This is a genomic window from Methylomonas sp. Kb3 (assembly GCF_002834115.1).
Classification (GTDB): Bacteria; Pseudomonadota; Gammaproteobacteria; order Methylococcales; family Methylomonadaceae; genus Methylomonas; species Methylomonas defluvii.
In genome coordinates, this window is the sequence record NZ_PIZT01000032.1 from 1 (window position 1) to 16,264 (window position 16,264).

Genomic DNA, 16,264 nt, shown 5'->3' on the forward strand with positions numbered 1-16,264 from the left:
ACCCGTTTCGTCGTCACGATCCTTGAGCCACTGCATAGTGACAAATGGCGACCGCTCGGAACTAAAGCGCAACGAAATCCACGAACCGCCATTGTCGCGCGATAGGTTGTGGTGCGATTCATAAAATCTGCCGGCGTTGCGCACTCCTTGAGATGCCATCAATGTGCGGTTGCCCGGCTGGGTTTGGGTGCCGTCAATTACATCGAAATGCTCATCCGATACACCAGCTGCCTCATCGATGATGATCAGCTGCCAATATCGATGCTTACCCGCAACGCCGATTGACTGCCCTTGCTGCATAGCAACCTGGGTGATAAACCACTGGTCTTCAAAGCCTTTGACCGCTACTCGGGTTTTGGTAATCTCGTAGTAGTCGTTTATCCAGCCATACGGCCCGTTGGCGATGGCGAGATAAACGTCGTTCATCTCTTTCCAAACACCGTCGGCAACCTGATTTATCCTTGGGGCCCCAATGTAGGTGTTCGAACCGATTTCGACCTTGCCTTCATACACCGCGACCGGGTGGCACAGAAGATGCCATAAGGCTATCCGTCCGAATGCTGCCGTCTTGCCGGTTGACGTGCCGGACACCACCGACACCTTGGCATTGGGCGGGGAAATAGCGAAAAGCAGGTCTTCCTGGTCGAACGATGGCGACATGCCGCACACGCTGACCGCAAAACGTAGCGGGTCAGCGTGGAAGCGTTCAACGAATTCGAGGTACCTGGGATCTTGGAAAATCGAAGCCTTCGCCATAAGCCTGATTACTCTGCTTCGGGCCTTGCCTCACGTTCAGCCAACACCGCTTTTTGGCGTTCATGTGCAGCCGCCATTTTGGTGACGAATTGAGTTTCGATCATATCCAGTGTTTCTTTGTCCAGCTTCAGTGAACCGTTGACCTCAACCTTATCGCGCCACTTATCGGGCTGACGGTTTTTCAGCCAGAATATCGCCGCTGTTGTATCTGGCGGGTGATGCTTGGTTACATCGGTCAAGATGACCTGACCATCTGCAATGTTGACCTTGGTTTCCGGGTGGCTCTAGCCGGTCGCGCGATGAAACAACGAATTGGCGACTTGAGCGTCTGCCAGCGTTTTACCGCGCTTAAGGGAATCGGCAAACTCCGGGGCCTGCTTTTTCCAGGTGTTGATCGTCTTCTCGCTCACACCGAAGAANGAATCCGGCCAACTGCGCATCGGTGGCGCCCAGCAGGCAGTAGTTGTAAGCCTGGTCAATGAACTCCGGTTTTAATGCGGTAGGTCGGCCAACTGTAGGTTTTTTGGTATTTGGCATAGGGGCTGGCCTTTATGGGATGAAGAAATTACGTTTTGTATTGGGTTGATGCATGATACCCCGCCAATTTCCGCCCAATTGCCGCGACTTCCGAACTCGCTTCATCGACCACTCTGAGCAGTTTGGCGCCTAGTTTCAGCTCATCGAATTCTGGATTGATTTCGCGGAAGCGGTTGACGATCTTCTTGATTTCCCCGAATCGATTGAAGGCAACCTCTGCCGCCTGTTCGACCACCGACAACTGATCAAACAGATTCCGGATAGCGTTGTTCTCGTCGGCGGTGACCTCTTCAAGTGCCCGTTTAATCTGCTGCTCTTGGGCGGTGACCGGATTTCGGTCCCAAAAGTCCGACAGACCGTAAAGGAAGTCAGTGGATACTTGGTACACGATTGAGGCTTTGTAGATTAAAAAAACTGGGATGGTTTCCGGGTCGCTGGCATGTTCTATCTTGCTGAGCTTGGACGAATTGGCGTATCCAAGCAACTCGGCTGCTTCCAGACCGCTCAGTCCGCACATTTCGCGCGCAATTGTCATGCGCTGACCGAATGTTTTAACGATTTTTTGCTTTTCTTCTGTGTCGATGATTACCGGCTGCATGTTTTCCCCGCGTCTTGGAAGTTGGGAAATTTAAGCACGTTGAAAAGTTGATTTTGATTGAGGTTTCCGAGTTGATATACGCTAGGTTTATTTGCAGCTGACGCAGACCAGCTCACGCCAGTCGGTGGTGTAGCGCTGAGACATTTTCTCTGCTTTAGGTTTCCAGGTTTGATCGATACGAGCCGTGGCGATAGCAATGCCCTTAGGGAAACGTTGGTTGATGTGATCTACCGTTTTCATCAAGGCGCGGTTTTCTGCCGGTAAACCAGAGTTGGTAAAGTCGAATAGCTCAGTTTGTCCCGGTGCGGTTTCCGACTGAATATGACTGAGTTGTACGCCGCATTTGTAATACCCGTAACCAGTTTGGTAAATGGCACGGAGTAAGCGATCCACAACAGCCAGAATCACCCGAGTATCTTGGCTGTGTTGATCCAGCCTAGCACTGGCGCTGCGCTGGTATTGCGGTTCGCGTTCGGCAAAACCATTGGTCCGAATGAAGATTGTCACGCTGCCGGCTACCGACTGTTGTTGCCTGAGTTTCTCGGTGGCTCGACTGGTGAACTCGGCCAGCGCAGCAGATAACTCGTGGTAGTGGGTTAAGCGTCGGCTGAAACTGCGGGAACAGACAATTTGCTGTTTATTCGGGGCAATTTCTTCCAGGTCCAAGCAGGCAATACCGTTCAATTCCATCACCGTCCGAGCTACAACGATACTGAATTGCTGCTGGATTTTCTCCGGCGGTTGGCAGGCCAACTCCCAGACGGTCTTAATTCCGAGTTGATCCAGTTTGCGCGAGATTTGCGGGCCAATACCCCAAACCTCGTTGACCGGGACGAGACGCATCAGCTTTTCCCGGCGTAGCGGGTCCGACAGATCTAATACGCCGTTGGTTTGTTTCCACTTCTTCGCGGCAAAGTTTGCCAGTTTAGCCAAGGTCTTGGTGGGCCCCATACCGACACAGACCGGAATACCCGTCGTGCGGAACACCGCTTGCTTGATGCGTTTGGCATAAGCTATTGGGTCGGTTTGACACCGGTAGACGCCGGTTAAATCTAAAAAAGCTTCATCAATCGAATACACCTCCATGGATGGGGTAAAGGACTCAAGGGTCGCCATTACCCTGGCAGACATGTCGGCGTAGTACGAATAATTCGATGAGAAAAGTTGGATGTTGTGCTGCTCAACCAGATGCCGGACTTGAAACAGCGGTACACCCATTTTAATAGTCCTCAACGCTTTCACTTCGGCACTTCTGGCCACCACACAGCCATCGTTATTACTCAAGACGACTACCGGCTTGCCGTTCAGATCGGGTCGGAATACCCGCTCACAACTAACGTAAAAATTGTTGGCGTCCACCAAGGCGATGCGAGCCTGTTCCTGCATAATTAAACAGCATGAATAACATTGGTCACGACGCCCCACACCACCAGATCCAAATCATCAGTGAGAACAATGTCAGGATAATCCGGGTTTTCTGCTTTTAGTGTCCACTGTTCGTTTTCACACGTAAGGCGCTTAACCGTCAGTTCGCCGTTGAGTGCACAAATCACTACCTTACCCGCGACCGGCTCCAGGGATCTGTCGACGACTAAGATGTCGTTGGGGTGAATGCCGGCCCCAAGCATCGATTCACCTTGTGCCCTAACAAAGTACGTCGCGGCAGGTTTTTGGATCAGCAATTCATTTAAGTCCAGGTTTTTTTCGATGTGGTCGGCTGCTGGCGAAGGGAAACCCGCAGAGACTTTGCCAGCGAACAACGGTAGGCGAAGTCGTTGTAGCCATTGAGACGGCTTGGACACGGCGAGTCGATCTGCCAAAATCACTACATCATCGACGACATTACGTTTAAAAGGCATTACAGGCATGGCATGACAATTAGTCTGATGAACGGGTGGCATAGCCTACCATCGAAAAGGCCATTGTTCTATATTTGTTCTTAGTGACGGTATTGTGCAACTCCTGGACATTCGGGTTTAATGCATCCCAGTAATCAGCGTGAGGCAAGGGTATGTGTGGCCGCTACAGTTTGACGACAACGCCGGACATCATCATTGAGCATTTTCAGTTGCTGCGCCAGGTGAAGTTTCAGCCCAGTTACAACATTCCGCCCGGCCAAAAAATTCTCGCAATCGTTGAATTGGAAGACCGGTCGCGTAAAGCGGTCAATCTCCACTGGGGATTGGTGCCCTCTTGGTCTAAAGATGCCAAAAACAGCGGGCACCTGATCAACGCAAGAGCAGAAACGGTGAAGGAAAAGCCGTCGTTCCGCTCGGCATTCAAACACAGGCGCTGTCTGATTCCGGCCACCGGTTTTTATGAGTGGGAGCGCCGTAACGGCAAACAGCCTTTTCACATTCACCGCCCGGACAACGGCCTGTTCGCCTTCGCCGGCCTATGGGAGCAGTGGCAGCATGAAACAGAAACGCTGTATTCCTGCACGATTATTACCACAGCTGCAGCTGAGCTAATGCAACCCATCCACGACCGAATGCCGGTCATCATAACGCCGGGCTACTACCGGCAATGGCTGAATAAAGCCGCTGGCGCCGACGAGGCCCTTGAATTACTGGATAACCACGCCTATGCCGAAATGACCGCCGCAGCGGTAGGCGACTGGGTGAACAATCCAAAGCACGATGATGAGCGTTGTGTTGCCCCTGTTTAAATAAATTGCAGTCGATTAAGGAACGTCGGAGGATAATCGTCTGCAACAGAGAAATCCAACAACAGGAGGATTTATGCGCGGACCAGTAACGATTTTGGTACTTAGCCTGTTTCTATCGGGTACGGCTTTCGGCGATCAGGATGATTGGGTCTACATGCCTCGTCAACAGCAACAGAAACAAAGGCAATACGAACAGCAGCAGCGTGCCCAACAACAGCAATTCCAGCGCCGGGATGATTACCGGGATGACTATAACCAGAGCGAGGGTTACCAAGGCTATCAAGGTTACCAGGGGTATCAGGGCTATCAGGGGTATCAAGGTTACCAGGGCGGCTATAGGGGATATAATCAGCAGCCTCCGACCGGTTATCAGGCCCCGGCCGATTATTACGGGTTGCCACCGGTTAGAGGCTTTGTTTATCCTCAACAGCAGCAACCACAGCAACTGCCAAGGTTCGAGCAACATCATCGTGGCCGCTGGTAATGCCGCTTCAACTTACCGAGCGTGAATTATCGCCTTTGGTTTGAATTTACTCCGGTATTGTGAGACAGGTATTTATCCCAGTCACTGCGATCAATCGCTGTCAGGGTTGATAACTGAATGGGTACCGACATTTCAACGAACCGGCCTTGTTTATCAATCGGGGCGTTGGTGTCCTTACTGATCGATTCGATAACCAGTGGCCAGTAGACGGAATCCTTGTACTTCACAGCCAGAAGAACCGGCGCCTGCGAAGGAAACGCCGTTTTATAGGAAAATCCATCTTCAAGCAGTCGCACGGCCAATGATCCTTCTTCGGATAGTTCGACGGGAAGCGCCCATTTCATCAGCTGATTGAATGGCTCGTGAACCTCTTTAACGGGATCGCGCCACGCCCTGAAAAGAGCGGTAATGTTGAACTTGGCCGCTTGTCCGCCTACATAAACTTGCGTCGAATTTAGCTTGGTTATTCCGGTTCTGCCTTCCAATCCGTGCGCCAATCGCTGCAAATCACTTCCGAAGATGCTACCGGCTTTACTCGATACGCCCTCGATAGCGCCGGATTGCACCATCATTTGCAGCGTGGGCATGAAATTTGAAGAACTCTGATTCTCGAAAGGGCTTGACCAGGTTAATGACATTTCCAAGTTTGATTCAGTCAGCGCTGCCTTGACGGTAATATCGTCAGCCCGCTTTCCTTTGCGGTCGATGGTATAAAATTCTGCGATAAGGTGCGGTGATAGCCCGCCCCAGTCGGATGTTAATACAACGGGTTTATCTGGTGCTGTTGCCATTTCGTTTCCTGTTATGGGTTTTTATGATGCGACGGCTGCTAACGTGGTGTTGCTGCGCTTACGGGATGCGCGCGGCTTGCATTCGGTTATGGGGGTTAGGACTGGCTGCGGAAATGCCGGATTTGTCCAAACCCTAATCGCTGGCTTTGGCTGCGGTAAAGCGGCTAGGGAGTCAATCGCCAAGGCTTTGACGCGAACAAGGCTTAATGTTGCACTTCGCGCTAGAGCTTGAGCTTGATCAATCCGATTCAGAATAACAGCCGAGCGCGGCATATTCTCGAACTCAGGGTTTGCCATCCAAAAATGGGTAAAGCCATCATCTATCGCCTGGATAGCTGGACCAAGCAAGGCCAAAGCATCGGCCAGGGCAGTTATCTTATTGTCTTGCGACAGTTGTTTCGCTACTGTCTTGGCGTGGTTCTCAAGCTGAAGACGCTCCATACCAGCGAGAAAATCACGCTCACGTGTTTCTTCGCAAAACTCCCAGTCGTCGGTAATGGAAAGCAGCCACTCGGCGGACACGTCAAAAATTTCCGCAGCTTTTTTGATCACGCTGAGAGGCACAAGCAAAAGCCCTTCCTCCATGGCACGAAGTTGATCGGATGTGATTCCTAGCATATCTGCGGCTTGTTTTTGAGAGAGCTTACAGAACTCTTTACGCGCCTCAAGCATCCGCAGCCCGACCTCTTTTGATAGAGCAATTTCATCTTTATCGATTTCCGGTGTATTGAACATTTTGGCCTTTTTGTCGAAATTTACTTGCCGAATTGGGGGTTCAGCCTTATGCGGAACCCCTCGAAACAATGTCGAACTAGTAAAAAAATGGGAAGTAACCGCCGCTTGCAATATGGGCGATACCTCGATCACGCAAATCTCTCCCGACGTCGCCGCTATCTTCGACGCGAACGACTTGCACTTTGTTTTTATCCGTGCTCAGCGGCTCGATTACCGTTGGTGCGTCCGCTACTTTAGGCGTGGTTGGCATAGCCGGCGTCTTGAATGACGGTGCGTTAACCGACACCGCCCGGACAGCTGCGGCACCCTGTTTGTAATAACTTGACATCAAGGTATTGCCGTCCGATTTGTCTACGCCCCTGAGCACGTAATCGCTGGCACCGCTGGCACCGCCGAGGTGGGCGGCTTTCAAGTAGGCTGCGACTTGCTCGGGGCTTGCGGCCATGCTGATGGCGCCAGATTTCACGCCCTGAGTAAAATTACGGGCTTGCATGTCGGTGAAAGCTTTGTCCTGCAACGCCGAATCACTGAGATAGGCCTCTTTGCCGCCGGGGATATTCCAGTTTGCGGAATCAGCGAGGAACGATTTTTGATCGTATCGACCAGACTTTTTAGCGGCTTTGAGCTTTGCGAGATTGACCAAGCCAACATCAGCAAGAGTTTCACTCCCCATTTGAAAGCGGCCCAAGAACCCTTTCGGATTTTCGGCGAGCGGATCACCGCCGGATTCGGTCCGTATGACTTCGGCAGCGTATGCAGCGGCTTGTGCATCAGACAGGCCCGGTATTGCACCGAACGAACCGAAAGCTTTTTGGCCGGCCTTGCCAAACGTAGTGTTGTCGAGAAGCCAAGATGGTGTGCCCTTGATGGTATCCCAAGCACCGGAAAGGTTACTTTGGGTACGATCAAGCCACAGACCGCCCATTTCTTTCAGGTTAACGCCGGTATTCTTGTCGACGAATGTGTTGAAATCGTTGAGCTGCTCACCAACAACATTGCCGGCTTGGGCGAAATTGCTTTTTGTGCGCGCAAGCCACAGCTCGAAACCTTTTTGGAAGTCGAAGCCGCCGGTCCAAGTTTCGAACGCGCTTACCAGTTTGCCCGGCACATCGGCTTGTCTGAGCTCAGTTACCCACGTTCCGAATTTTTCGCCGATAATCTGCCCAGCCTGATCCCCAAGGAAGCCGCCAACCACGCCGCCTACGATAGTGCCGACCGGGCCAGCAGCCGAACCTGCCAATGCGCCGGCACCGATACCGGCTAGACTGCCAGTCCATCCACCGATTGACTTTCCCGCCGCCGCATCTTTCTGCGCGCGGGACAGATTAGGATCTGACTCACTGCCAAACACATCAACAGCAGCGCCACCAGCGGCAAACAGTGTGCCCAGAATAGGGATGCGTCTCAGGAGGCCTTTAGCACCCCGGCCAACCTTAGAAAGCAGTCCACCGAGCATTCCGCCGCCCAACATCCCACGCAGCAAGCCACTAATACCACCGCCACCGGCGTTGATCGTAGTGTTGCTACCGCCATTAATGCCGTTTGGCTTTTCCTCAATAGCCTTGAGACTTTTCTTTGCGGCCTTGTTGTAAACGCTTTCTTCGCGGTGGAAAACATCAAGTTTCCTGAAAATCTTGCGAAGTAATCCTTCCTGCTTGCTATCAGCGCGATTGAACAGGCTTAAACCTCGCCGCATGGGCTTAGTCACTTCCTGGAACGCCTTTGCAGCCGGATCTACATCGCCGGCAGCAGTAAGACCACCGCGCGAGACATTGGCAAGACGGGACGCTAAGGCGGCAACATCCGCCGACGATGATTTGGTTTTGGGTGGCTCGGCAGCTTTGCCATTAAATGACGACTGCAAGAACCGGCCATTCGAGCCGCGCAAGGGGCTTGCCTCCTGCCTGCGGTTTGCTACTGGGGCCAACTGCGGCTTAGCGGCTTGGCGTGTGCTATTTATCCCGCCGCCGATTGCTGCCTTTCTGATCGCAGCCACATCGTTCTTGATGTCTCGCAAATATCCCGGCATCCGACCAAGGTCAATCGGATCACCTACCAGGAATCCCTGGCTATCACTCTGCAATGCCATAACGCCGCCTTATGGTGATACGGCAGTGCCGGTCAGAAAATCGATATCGTACATTCTCGGATAATCGGGGTATGGCCCTGATTTGAGAAAGCTGCGCAACTTATCGGCTTCTGTCTGAGCGGTGGCAATGGCAGCGGTTTCTATGTCGAAATTTGGCTCAGGGTACAGTGTGGAAAACTCCGCCTCAGTTAACGATCTGTCGGGCTTTGCGGCATTACGGAAATAGTTGTCAAGTTCCAGAAAATCGGCTGCAATTTCAGGGCTTTCGTTTGCTGGCGAAAGTTGGTCGGCACCGGTTTTTACTGCGTTATACAGCGTCAAATTTGTTCCTGAAACTGGCGGATTTGGAAATAATTCGACAAATTCTGCCGGCGTCATTCGATTTTTCATTGCCGCATTAAACCGATTTGCGAGCTGCATGCGCTCGTAACCTATTTTGTCATCTTGGTTGAACCGAACAATCTCTTGAAGCGCCTGGATTCTGGCTTTTACTTCGCCTAATTTTTCGCCGGTTACTATCTGCATATTCATGATTATTTATTTCCTATCTGTTTGCGTTTAATGTGAAACTGGCTCGGCCTGCTCGAACTCGGTGCCTGCCAAAATCCTGATGTCATATGCCGGATCGGCGAGAAATTCGCGAAGCTTGGTGTGCTGGCCCTGGAGTTCCTGAATTTCCTCGTATTTTTCGCCGAGCAGCTCTTCCAGGTCATCGGCTGGGTGTAGCTTCAACGCCTCTTCCTGGGAGTAGCCTTGGCGGCGAAGCTCCTGGATTTGGTCCTCGCGCGCTGCAACCGCCTGATCGCCAGATTTGAAAAGAAATTCGATGTCAGATTGCAGCGAGCAGACTCTCAGCGCGACAGCTAACAGCAAATCTTCATCGACAAGGGCATTACGTGCTTGTGGCTCTTCTCGCGGTTTGCCCTGTACATCATCAAGGATGGTCTGAAGCCAAAGCATGGTGTTAAGGCAATTTTCGAAAGCTTCCGAGTCATAATTCAGCGACTCTGGTGTAATGCCTTTAAGTCCGGTAATAGCTGCAGTTAAGCGCTCTGCGGCGTGCGCCTTGTTGATGTTGACCGGCATTTACGCGACCTCCGCTTGGTTCAAGCCGCCCCCATAAGAGGTGCCGACAAGATGGTGCATCTCATAAACCGGGGCGGATGAAAGAAAAGCATGTAGCTTTTCTTTCTCGGCTTTCAGCGCTTCGATGGCGGCGGCGTGGTCGTCTAATTGCTGCTGCGGGTGAGGCTCGATTTGGTCGATTTGGGATTGGGTAAAACCGTCATGTTTTAAGGAATTTACTTTGTGGTTGTGGCCCTGAATTAGGAGTTCGGCGCTCCTGCTGTGTAAATTAACTTCCCCGTCAATAGCGAGCAAACGACTGGCCACCCTGCCCACGAACGCTTGGCCGCCAACCGCCTGAAGATCAGCCTCGGCTTGCGCGAAAAGCTTATCGCAGTCCTTAATGTGCATTTCCAAAACACTAACGGCTTGACTGATTTTCTTTGCTGAATAGCTATTGCCGGCAAGCACACGGCTATCTATCTTTCTCAACGCGGAAATGGCCGGCAAGATAGCTTGCTTGGTATGGACAGCCGCTAAGAAGTCGGTTTTCGTGATGGTTTTGGCGTTCATTGATATTTTCCTGTTTAGATGCAATGGCGATTGGGTATAAGTAAGAGTAACGCCGCCCGGACAGGCGGAGCGGCATAACTTTCCGAATCTGAATTTCTACTCGGCGAACTCAGGTGCCTGGACGAAACATGCTAATTTGGTACCGTCCAGCAAACTGAAATCTTCGCCATCGCCGGCAATAAACGCCTCGATTTTTTCGAGCTCAGGCTTCAACACCCTTAACTCATCAAAATGTGGCGTGTAATGGATGCCCTCGTCCGGCAAAATCCCATTTATTTCGAATAAGGAGAATCCCTTGTGCATCAGCAGTTCAACGTTTGTGCAATGAATTTTCGCTAAATTTTCCACCGCCCAATCGTGTAAAAATATTTCGTTTTTCAGCTTTTCAACTCTAGCAACAGCGGCAGGAATCAAATCATGCGGCTGACCAATGCCCGGGCTAGGCACGCGATCCAAAGTGGATTGATGTCTTTCAACTTCAGACTCAAGCCATTTTTGGAACTCGTTAATTTTCAGCGTTGAGTCATCGTCGTCGAAGTCGAGCTCCAATTCTTCCGTAATGCCTTTCAAGGCAGAAATGACAGGACCAATGTGGCAAACAAAGCGTTGCGCCACATTCAAGTCATCACGATCTAGCGTTTTTTCTTCTTTCATGGTTTTTCCCCTTTTGGGTTTTAAAAATATGTTTGTGTTAGGCGGCGTCGGCATATTGGTGAGCTAGATTTACCCATTGCATTGTCTGGGGTAGGTAGCAGCAGCGGACCGTTGCGCACTCTCCATGCCGATTTTTATCAACGATGACCTCGGCGGGGGCGTTATCGTCGTCGTCGCGATAAAGCAGCAAAATCTGATCACCCTCCTGCTCGATAATCCCTGAGTCGCGCAAGTCAGCCATAGTTGGACGTTTGTCGGCGCGATTAGTGACATTGCGATTGAGCTGAGCCAAGACCAATAGCGGAATGTTCAATTGACGTGCTATGTTTTTCATCGCGGTCACGACCTCGCCAACATCGTTGGTTTGATTGCCAGACGGCTTAACTGGCCTAATCCTGGTCAGGTAGTCGATTACGATAAAATCAACGCCGCCGTCAATGGCCCACGCCTTAGCCTGCAAAGCCACATCGGCCACTGTGACATTGGGCTTGTCGTAAATCCGAAAGGGCAGGTCGGCCACACGATTTATCGCGGTGGTGATCTTGGGCCAGTCTTGGTCGCCAAGGTTGGCGTCGCGTAGGTCGTGACCGGCAATGCCGCTATTGGCGGCAGTGATGCGCAACATAACCTGATTAGCGGCCATCTCGGTTGAAACAAAGCCGACTCGCTTGCCGGATTTAGCAAGATGAAGCAACGCACTCAAGCCGAAAGCAGTCTTACCGACACCGGGACGGGCACCAACAATTATCAAGTCACTGTCGTGCATGCCGCCCAGCACGCTATCAAGCTTTGTTATGCCGGTTTTTAATCCAATGCCGCCCGTGTCTCTGGCTTCGAATGCTTCCTCCAGGTGGTCAATGAACGATCCCATTGCCTGCTTGATCGTCGCGTTGTAGTTGCGAGAATCGGCGGACACAGCTTGCAGCGTGGTTTGCATCAACTCGCTAACCACAACATCAATCTCTCCGCCGTTTTGCAGCTCTGTCAAGGCTGCTGACAGCGACTGCTGAACCTGTGCTGCCTTGTACATCGCTTGCAGTTCGGCTAGGTATTTTGGCAAGTTTTGAGCTGCGCTGAACACGTCTGTACGAATCAAATTCAGCTCTTTTAGCAAAGCAGGATTTTTCATGTGTTCGGTTATCGAAAGCATGTCTGGCTCGTTGCCTGCTGCCGTTATATGCTTGATGGCTGTAATCACGGATCGCCATTTCTGAAACCAACGCTCGTCAATTTCGTTTTTCGCCGCACTCTCAGGGCTTCTAAGAATGATGCCCAGGACCGCTTCTTCGAATCTATCTTGTTTCGTCTGTGTGCTCATTTTTCAGTAAACCTTGCGTCTGGATTTGGGCAGAATTTCTGGTTCGGTCTTGGCGTATTTCACAAATAGCGGCAATGTTGGCGGGTATTTCTCCCCGCTGTCTATGCAACCTTGAATCCCTTGCTCGATCTGTACAGGTGAAAGCCTGTCGATCTGCTTTGCCCACTCAAATTTTGTCAAGCTAAGTGCGTCCAACGATGAAAAACTCTCCGTCCAAAGCCGCTGGTAAATCGCCATCATCCTGGCAAATAGTTGATCCACCTGTTCCATAGCCTCCCGGCTCGGTACCATTGAATTGCGAAGATTTGCCAAGGATTGCGTCGGCGATAGTGGCTGATTGTTGTTTTTTGTTTGCATAAGGATTTGCTCCGGTTGTGGTTTTGGTTGAGTCTTGGATAAAGCTTTCGATTTTGTCGGCGTTTCTGAATATGAGTTCTAGCGAGTCATAAACCTTTTGCCTGTCGTTTTGTCCCATGTGATACGCGCTTTTGGCGCATCCGGTGATTGCGGCTTTGAGCTGATCGATGGTGTAGCTTTTTAGGGCTTTGGCAATGACCGATTTGCGCTTGTTATCAAAAACAGCGTTTGGGTGGTGCATGGTCATTTGCCAGAATTGAAAAACAATGATTACCGGATCAGGTTGGTTTTCATCATCGGTTGTTTGAGGTGATGAAATGTCATCTTCACCAATAGTCTTTATTGATAGATTATTGATAGGTTCTTCTTTTAGATTAGTGTCCCGTTTTTGGTACTGGTCCCCGTCCCGTTTTTGGTACTGGTCTTGTCCCGTTTTTGGTACTGGTACCGTTTCTGGTACTGGTGTTGCTTCTGGTACTAGTGGCTCGGATTTTTGACAATGGCTTTCCACTAACAATTTGTATCTGTTGCCGCACCCTGTCACCCTCGAAACCAGAATTTTTTTAGTGGTCTCAAGCTCACCGATTGATGCAAATATGGTCTTTCTATCCAAGCCAGTATCAGACACAAGCCTTGCGGATGACGGCCAGCATTCGCCGGCTGGATTCGCGCGGTCGGCTAAAGCAAGTAGCACCAGCTTGGTTGCGGGCTTATGGGCTTGCTGCCAAGCCCATCGCGTAGCATCAACGCTCACTAACGCCCCAACCTCTCGTAATCAGCGCGGGCAGCAGCCATACTCTGTTTGTCTGGCTCTGGCATTGCGCTTGCGAGTTTGCTTAATAATTTTGCAGCCCCCGCAGCATCGCCGGACTCAATCAATTGAACGGCGTATATAATCCGCGCCGTATACATCGATAAAATGTAATCGTCCATTACGCCACCTACGCCGCTTTGCCGGCGGCTGCGCCGCTTTCTAGCCATGCAAAAAAAGCTGATTCCTTGATCAATACTTTTCGGCCCATCTTGTAAATGGCGCCAGCAGCTTGTAACCCGTTCGTTTCCTGATAAAAAATATGATGCCGCAAAGTTCCAATTGGAAAAGCAGGATGTTTTTTATTGAATAACTCGACTGTCAGATATGGCGTGGTTGCGACGTCGGTCGCGGGATGTGTGTCTGTCATCATGATTATCTCCAAGTTTCGCCGGCTGTCTAACCGGATTGGCGTTAATCGTAAATGATTGATTTTAAATAAAAAATATGACAAATCGCGACAAAATCATGACGTTTTTATAAGTTGTCATGATTTTATTTTCAATAAAAACAACAGCTTAACTAGCTTGTTTTGGCATAAAAAAAAGGGGCTTTAAGCCCCTTTGTGTCATGGTTTAATGTTTACAAAATAGTGGATTTAGGCCCCCTGGTTAATTCGCATATTTTTTGCTTTGCCCAAAAATGCCTTTCAAAGGAGTTAAACTCAATCGAATTAAATAAGTCACCATTGACATTAGCCAAATTTTTATACATCTTTTCCACCGTGTAATGCTTAGGCAGAGTAGCGCCTTCTTTAAAACCATTGACCTCCATCCAGTTTTTTAATACTTCAAGCCTTTTATCAAATTGGTTTTTTGGGTTTTTCTTAATTTGCGGATCAATCGGTTTGGGTTTTTCTGTGACATCAACTTTGCTTGTGGTCAATTCTTGCGGCTGAAACTCAATGATGAAGTTTTCTTCTTGCTGCTTCCGCGTTTCCTCGCGGTGCTCGGCCTCGATCTTAGCTAAGTCCGCCTTAGCTTGAGCCCTGCGCTGGTCCTGCTTGTCTTGCCAATGCAAATCTCTAACTTTGTCCTCAAAGAAGCTCATCACTCACCCCCAAATAACTTGTTATTCATCCGCTCTACAACGCCGGTAATGTGGCCGTCCGATAGATGGGCATAGCGTTGTACCATCTGTAATGTTTTATGCCCTAGAACTTCAGCAATTTCAGCTAGGCTTGCGCCATTCATCGCTAGATAACTGGCGGTTGTGTGGCGTATGTCGTGCCAATGGAAGTTTATTATTTCGGCTTCGGCCATCGCCTTAAGCCAGGGCTGTTTTAGGTCGATAGGCTTTAGCGGGTCTTTATGTGAAGGGAAAACCAGCGGCGTATCAATGCGCCTTACCTTGCCCATATCTTTAAGTAATTGCATCGCCAAACCGGTTAAGGGTATCCGCCGTTTTTCGCTGTTTTTGGTTTGGTGGAGAATGATGCAGCTCTGCTCAAGGTGAACCACTCCCCAAGCGCCTTCTGTTGGTGGGTTGGCCGGCGCCTTGCCCCAATACAGGTTCATAGTTTCGGCTTGGCGCATTCCGGTCGACAACGCCAAAATAAAGGCTGGGTAGAGCAGGGGGCTTGCCGATTTCTTACAGGCCTTGGTCAATCGTTCCCGCTCATCATCGTCCAAAAATCTAACCCGGCCTTTTGCGGCCCTGGGTTTTTCGATATTCCGCATCGGTGAGTCTTCCAGCCACCCCCAGCTTTTAACCGCCGTGTTAAACACCTTGGACAAAGAGGCCATATATCGTAGGGCGGTGGTCGGACTGCGCTTTTGTCCGGTCCTGACGGTTTCATTGAGCAGTTTGTCTTTGACCAGAGTGAGTGTATCGGCTGTCACATCGGACAGCATCATATAACCTATTTCTTCGTTCCAGCGCCGAAGATGTAATCCAGTGTGTTCGTCTTGTATTTTGGTGAGCCCAGCCGACGAGAGATAACGTTCGATCATTTCCGCAACGGTATGCTTTTTAGCTTCAGTTGTTTTGAAGTGCCGACCTTCTCTGATTGCGCTCTCCGTTGAGGCCGCCCACCTTTTGGCGTCAGTTAGACGGTCAAACGTCGCTGATTGAGGCTCATATCCCTTTAATCTAATTTGGACCGTGTAATACGGCACCCCATCCTTTTTAACACGCTTTCTGATATTAGCCATATTTGCCCCATTTGGGCAGCAATCGGCATTTTGATATGATGCTATCAGCCATTGCTTAACCCGAACCGTTAAGTGAATAGGTTAGGGCTTGTTGGTGCTGGTAACACCCTCAAGCCCGTTTTGCTTATGGCGGCATTATACCTTACGTCACACTCACGTCACACTAGCTGACAAAAAACGTCGATTATTATCGATAGTTGGCGACAATAAAAACGCTATAACATATTGAATAAACGATTAAAATATTGTTGTGGCTTGTCGAGGATTGTTTATTTACAGGGATTCATAACCCCGAGGTTCCAGGTTCGATCCCCGGTATCGCCACCATTTAAATCAAGGACTTGCGTTAATTCGCTAGTCCTTTTTTTATGCCTGCAAGATATTGAGTACCGGTTGGCATAAAAACGACAGTATTTAGCATCACGCTAAACCGGTCTGTCGATTAATCCTACCTCACAGTTTGCAACTGTATTGACGGTTGGTCACGCTCTTCAAAAAGCTGTGTTAACTGTAGAGTAATTCACTAGCATGTAGTCCTGGTGCCGGACTGAATTTGGCTCCGAGGCCTTGGGTAAGCGCACATCGACGGGTGCGATAAACGCGCGACAAGACTTGCCTTAACAGGCTGTTGATTTTATCGCTCCCGCAAGCCGCATTGATTGGTTGAACCAGATG

21 protein-coding genes are annotated in these 16,264 nt (G+C 50.2%); 2 read left to right on the plus strand and 19 right to left on the minus strand.

Features of this window, described 5'->3' with window-relative positions:
- The 6 genes from CWO84_RS14715 to umuD form a co-directional block, all read right to left on the minus strand.
- On the minus strand, positions 1-756 hold a 756-nt coding region (locus CWO84_RS14715; protein WP_205800384.1), incomplete at its 3' end, for a hypothetical protein.
- An 8-nt stretch (positions 757-764) separates the two neighbouring features.
- A complete protein-coding gene (locus CWO84_RS24670) occupies positions 765-995 on the minus strand; it encodes a hypothetical protein (protein ID WP_205800385.1) in 231 nt (76 codons plus the stop codon).
- A gap of 45 nt (positions 996-1,040) precedes the next feature.
- Positions 1,041-1,166, minus strand: a complete 126-nt coding sequence (locus tag CWO84_RS25185) for a hypothetical protein (RefSeq protein WP_276308161.1) — start codon at positions 1,164-1,166, stop codon at positions 1,041-1,043.
- A gap of 155 nt (positions 1,167-1,321) precedes the next feature.
- Positions 1,322-1,891: a hypothetical protein gene (locus CWO84_RS14725; protein ID WP_101053451.1), complete on the minus strand. Its 570-nt coding sequence runs from the start codon at positions 1,889-1,891 to the stop codon at positions 1,322-1,324.
- Positions 1,892-1,978: 87 nt separating this feature from the next.
- Entirely contained in the window at positions 1,979-3,277 is a 1,299-nt protein-coding gene (locus CWO84_RS14730; RefSeq protein WP_101053453.1) for a Y-family DNA polymerase, read from the minus strand.
- 2 nt (positions 3,278-3,279) lie between these two features.
- The gene (umuD, locus tag CWO84_RS14735) at positions 3,280-3,759 is read right to left on the minus strand and encodes a translesion error-prone DNA polymerase V autoproteolytic subunit (RefSeq protein ID WP_101053455.1); all 480 of its coding nucleotides are present in this window, start codon (positions 3,757-3,759) and stop codon (positions 3,280-3,282) included.
- Between the two features lie 143 nt (positions 3,760-3,902).
- Between umuD and CWO84_RS14740 the strand changes: the two genes are divergently transcribed.
- Both CWO84_RS14740 and CWO84_RS24675 read left to right on the plus strand, forming a co-directional pair.
- Complete coding sequence (locus CWO84_RS14740; protein WP_101053457.1) at positions 3,903-4,559, plus strand: SOS response-associated peptidase; 657 nt, start codon at positions 3,903-3,905, stop codon at positions 4,557-4,559.
- A 73-nt stretch (positions 4,560-4,632) separates the two neighbouring features.
- Positions 4,633-5,043 carry a hypothetical protein gene (locus tag CWO84_RS24675; protein WP_205800386.1) on the plus strand — a complete coding sequence of 137 codons (411 nt, stop codon included), beginning with the start codon at positions 4,633-4,635 and terminating at the stop codon, positions 5,041-5,043.
- Between the two features lie 26 nt (positions 5,044-5,069).
- On the opposite strand, the gene CWO84_RS14750 is transcribed toward CWO84_RS24675, so the two are convergent.
- The 13 genes from CWO84_RS14750 to CWO84_RS14815 all read right to left on the minus strand — a co-directional run bounded on the left by CWO84_RS14750 (position 5,070) and on the right by CWO84_RS14815 (position 15,589).
- Complete coding sequence (locus tag CWO84_RS14750; RefSeq protein ID WP_101053459.1) at positions 5,070-5,834, minus strand: hypothetical protein; 765 nt, start codon at positions 5,832-5,834, stop codon at positions 5,070-5,072.
- 21 nt (positions 5,835-5,855) lie between these two features.
- Complete coding sequence (locus CWO84_RS14755) at positions 5,856-6,701, minus strand: helix-turn-helix transcriptional regulator (RefSeq protein WP_133120692.1); 846 nt, start codon at positions 6,699-6,701, stop codon at positions 5,856-5,858.
- Positions 6,646-8,658 carry a hypothetical protein gene (locus CWO84_RS14760; protein WP_101053463.1) on the minus strand — a complete coding sequence of 671 codons (2,013 nt, stop codon included), beginning with the start codon at positions 8,656-8,658 and terminating at the stop codon, positions 6,646-6,648. The genes CWO84_RS14755 and CWO84_RS14760 overlap by 56 nt, the downstream gene beginning before the upstream one ends.
- A 9-nt stretch (positions 8,659-8,667) precedes the next feature.
- Complete coding sequence (locus CWO84_RS14765; protein ID WP_101053465.1) at positions 8,668-9,189, minus strand: hypothetical protein; 522 nt, start codon at positions 9,187-9,189, stop codon at positions 8,668-8,670.
- Between the two features lie 27 nt (positions 9,190-9,216).
- The gene (locus CWO84_RS14770) at positions 9,217-9,744 is read right to left on the minus strand and encodes a hypothetical protein (protein WP_101053467.1); all 528 of its coding nucleotides are present in this window, start codon (positions 9,742-9,744) and stop codon (positions 9,217-9,219) included.
- Positions 9,745-10,296 (minus strand): hypothetical protein, encoded by a 552-nt coding sequence (locus CWO84_RS14775; protein ID WP_101053468.1) that lies wholly within the window; start codon positions 10,294-10,296, stop codon positions 9,745-9,747.
- Between the two features lie 96 nt (positions 10,297-10,392).
- Entirely contained in the window at positions 10,393-10,950 is a 558-nt protein-coding gene (locus CWO84_RS14780) for a hypothetical protein (RefSeq protein ID WP_101053470.1), read from the minus strand.
- A 37-nt stretch (positions 10,951-10,987) separates the two neighbouring features.
- Positions 10,988-12,268, minus strand: a complete 1,281-nt coding sequence (locus tag CWO84_RS14785; RefSeq protein ID WP_101053472.1) for a DnaB-like helicase C-terminal domain-containing protein — start codon at positions 12,266-12,268, stop codon at positions 10,988-10,990.
- Positions 12,269-12,271: 3 nt separating this feature from the next.
- Entirely contained in the window at positions 12,272-12,448 is a 177-nt protein-coding gene (locus CWO84_RS24445; protein ID WP_165786336.1) for a hypothetical protein, read from the minus strand.
- Position 12,449: 1 nt separating this feature from the next.
- Positions 12,450-13,379 (minus strand): helix-turn-helix domain-containing protein, encoded by a 930-nt coding sequence (locus CWO84_RS14795; protein ID WP_101053476.1) that lies wholly within the window; start codon positions 13,377-13,379, stop codon positions 12,450-12,452.
- 187 nt (positions 13,380-13,566) lie between these two features.
- Positions 13,567-13,809, minus strand: coding sequence for a hypothetical protein (locus tag CWO84_RS14805; protein ID WP_240618063.1), 243 nt, complete (start codon positions 13,807-13,809; stop codon positions 13,567-13,569).
- Positions 13,810-14,018: 209 nt separating this feature from the next.
- Complete coding sequence (locus CWO84_RS14810; protein ID WP_101053480.1) at positions 14,019-14,486, minus strand: hypothetical protein; 468 nt, start codon at positions 14,484-14,486, stop codon at positions 14,019-14,021.
- Positions 14,486-15,589: a site-specific integrase gene (locus tag CWO84_RS14815; RefSeq protein ID WP_101053482.1), complete on the minus strand. Its 1,104-nt coding sequence runs from the start codon at positions 15,587-15,589 to the stop codon at positions 14,486-14,488. Before CWO84_RS14815 ends, CWO84_RS14810 begins: the two co-directional genes overlap by 1 nt.
- Between the last annotated feature and the right edge of the window lie 675 nt (positions 15,590-16,264).

What these genes read in the sequence shown, in the direction of transcription:
- CWO84_RS14730 (WP_101053453.1), bottom strand. Translation starts at nt 3,277, where the DNA reads ATGCAGGAACAGGCTCGCATCGCCTTGGTGGACGCCAACAATTTTTAC.
- CWO84_RS14750 (WP_101053459.1), bottom strand. Translation starts at nt 5,834, where the DNA reads ATGGCAACAGCACCAGATAAACCCGTTGTATTAACATCCGACTGGGGC.
- CWO84_RS14810 (WP_101053480.1), bottom strand. Translation starts at nt 14,486, where the DNA reads ATGAGCTTCTTTGAGGACAAAGTTAGAGATTTGCATTGGCAAGACAAG.
- CWO84_RS14770 (WP_101053467.1), bottom strand. Translation starts at nt 9,744, where the DNA reads ATGCCGGTCAACATCAACAAGGCGCACGCCGCAGAGCGCTTAACTGCA.
- CWO84_RS14775 (WP_101053468.1), bottom strand. Translation starts at nt 10,296, where the DNA reads ATGAACGCCAAAACCATCACGAAAACCGACTTCTTAGCGGCTGTCCAT.
- CWO84_RS24675 (WP_205800386.1), top strand. Translation starts at nt 4,633, where the DNA reads ATGCGCGGACCAGTAACGATTTTGGTACTTAGCCTGTTTCTATCGGGT.
- CWO84_RS14805 (WP_240618063.1), bottom strand. Translation starts at nt 13,809, where the DNA reads ATGATGACAGACACACATCCCGCGACCGACGTCGCAACCACGCCATAT.
- CWO84_RS14785 (WP_101053472.1), bottom strand. Translation starts at nt 12,268, where the DNA reads ATGAGCACACAGACGAAACAAGATAGATTCGAAGAAGCGGTCCTGGGC.
- CWO84_RS14760 (WP_101053463.1), bottom strand. Translation starts at nt 8,658, where the DNA reads ATGGCATTGCAGAGTGATAGCCAGGGATTCCTGGTAGGTGATCCGATT.
- CWO84_RS14725 (WP_101053451.1), bottom strand. Translation starts at nt 1,891, where the DNA reads ATGCAGCCGGTAATCATCGACACAGAAGAAAAGCAAAAAATCGTTAAA.
- CWO84_RS14740 (WP_101053457.1), top strand. Translation starts at nt 3,903, where the DNA reads ATGTGTGGCCGCTACAGTTTGACGACAACGCCGGACATCATCATTGAG.
- CWO84_RS14780 (WP_101053470.1), bottom strand. Translation starts at nt 10,950, where the DNA reads ATGAAAGAAGAAAAAACGCTAGATCGTGATGACTTGAATGTGGCGCAA.
- umuD (WP_101053455.1), bottom strand. Translation starts at nt 3,759, where the DNA reads ATGCCTGTAATGCCTTTTAAACGTAATGTCGTCGATGATGTAGTGATT.
- CWO84_RS14765 (WP_101053465.1), bottom strand. Translation starts at nt 9,189, where the DNA reads ATGAATATGCAGATAGTAACCGGCGAAAAATTAGGCGAAGTAAAAGCC.
- CWO84_RS14815 (WP_101053482.1), bottom strand. Translation starts at nt 15,589, where the DNA reads ATGGCTAATATCAGAAAGCGTGTTAAAAAGGATGGGGTGCCGTATTAC.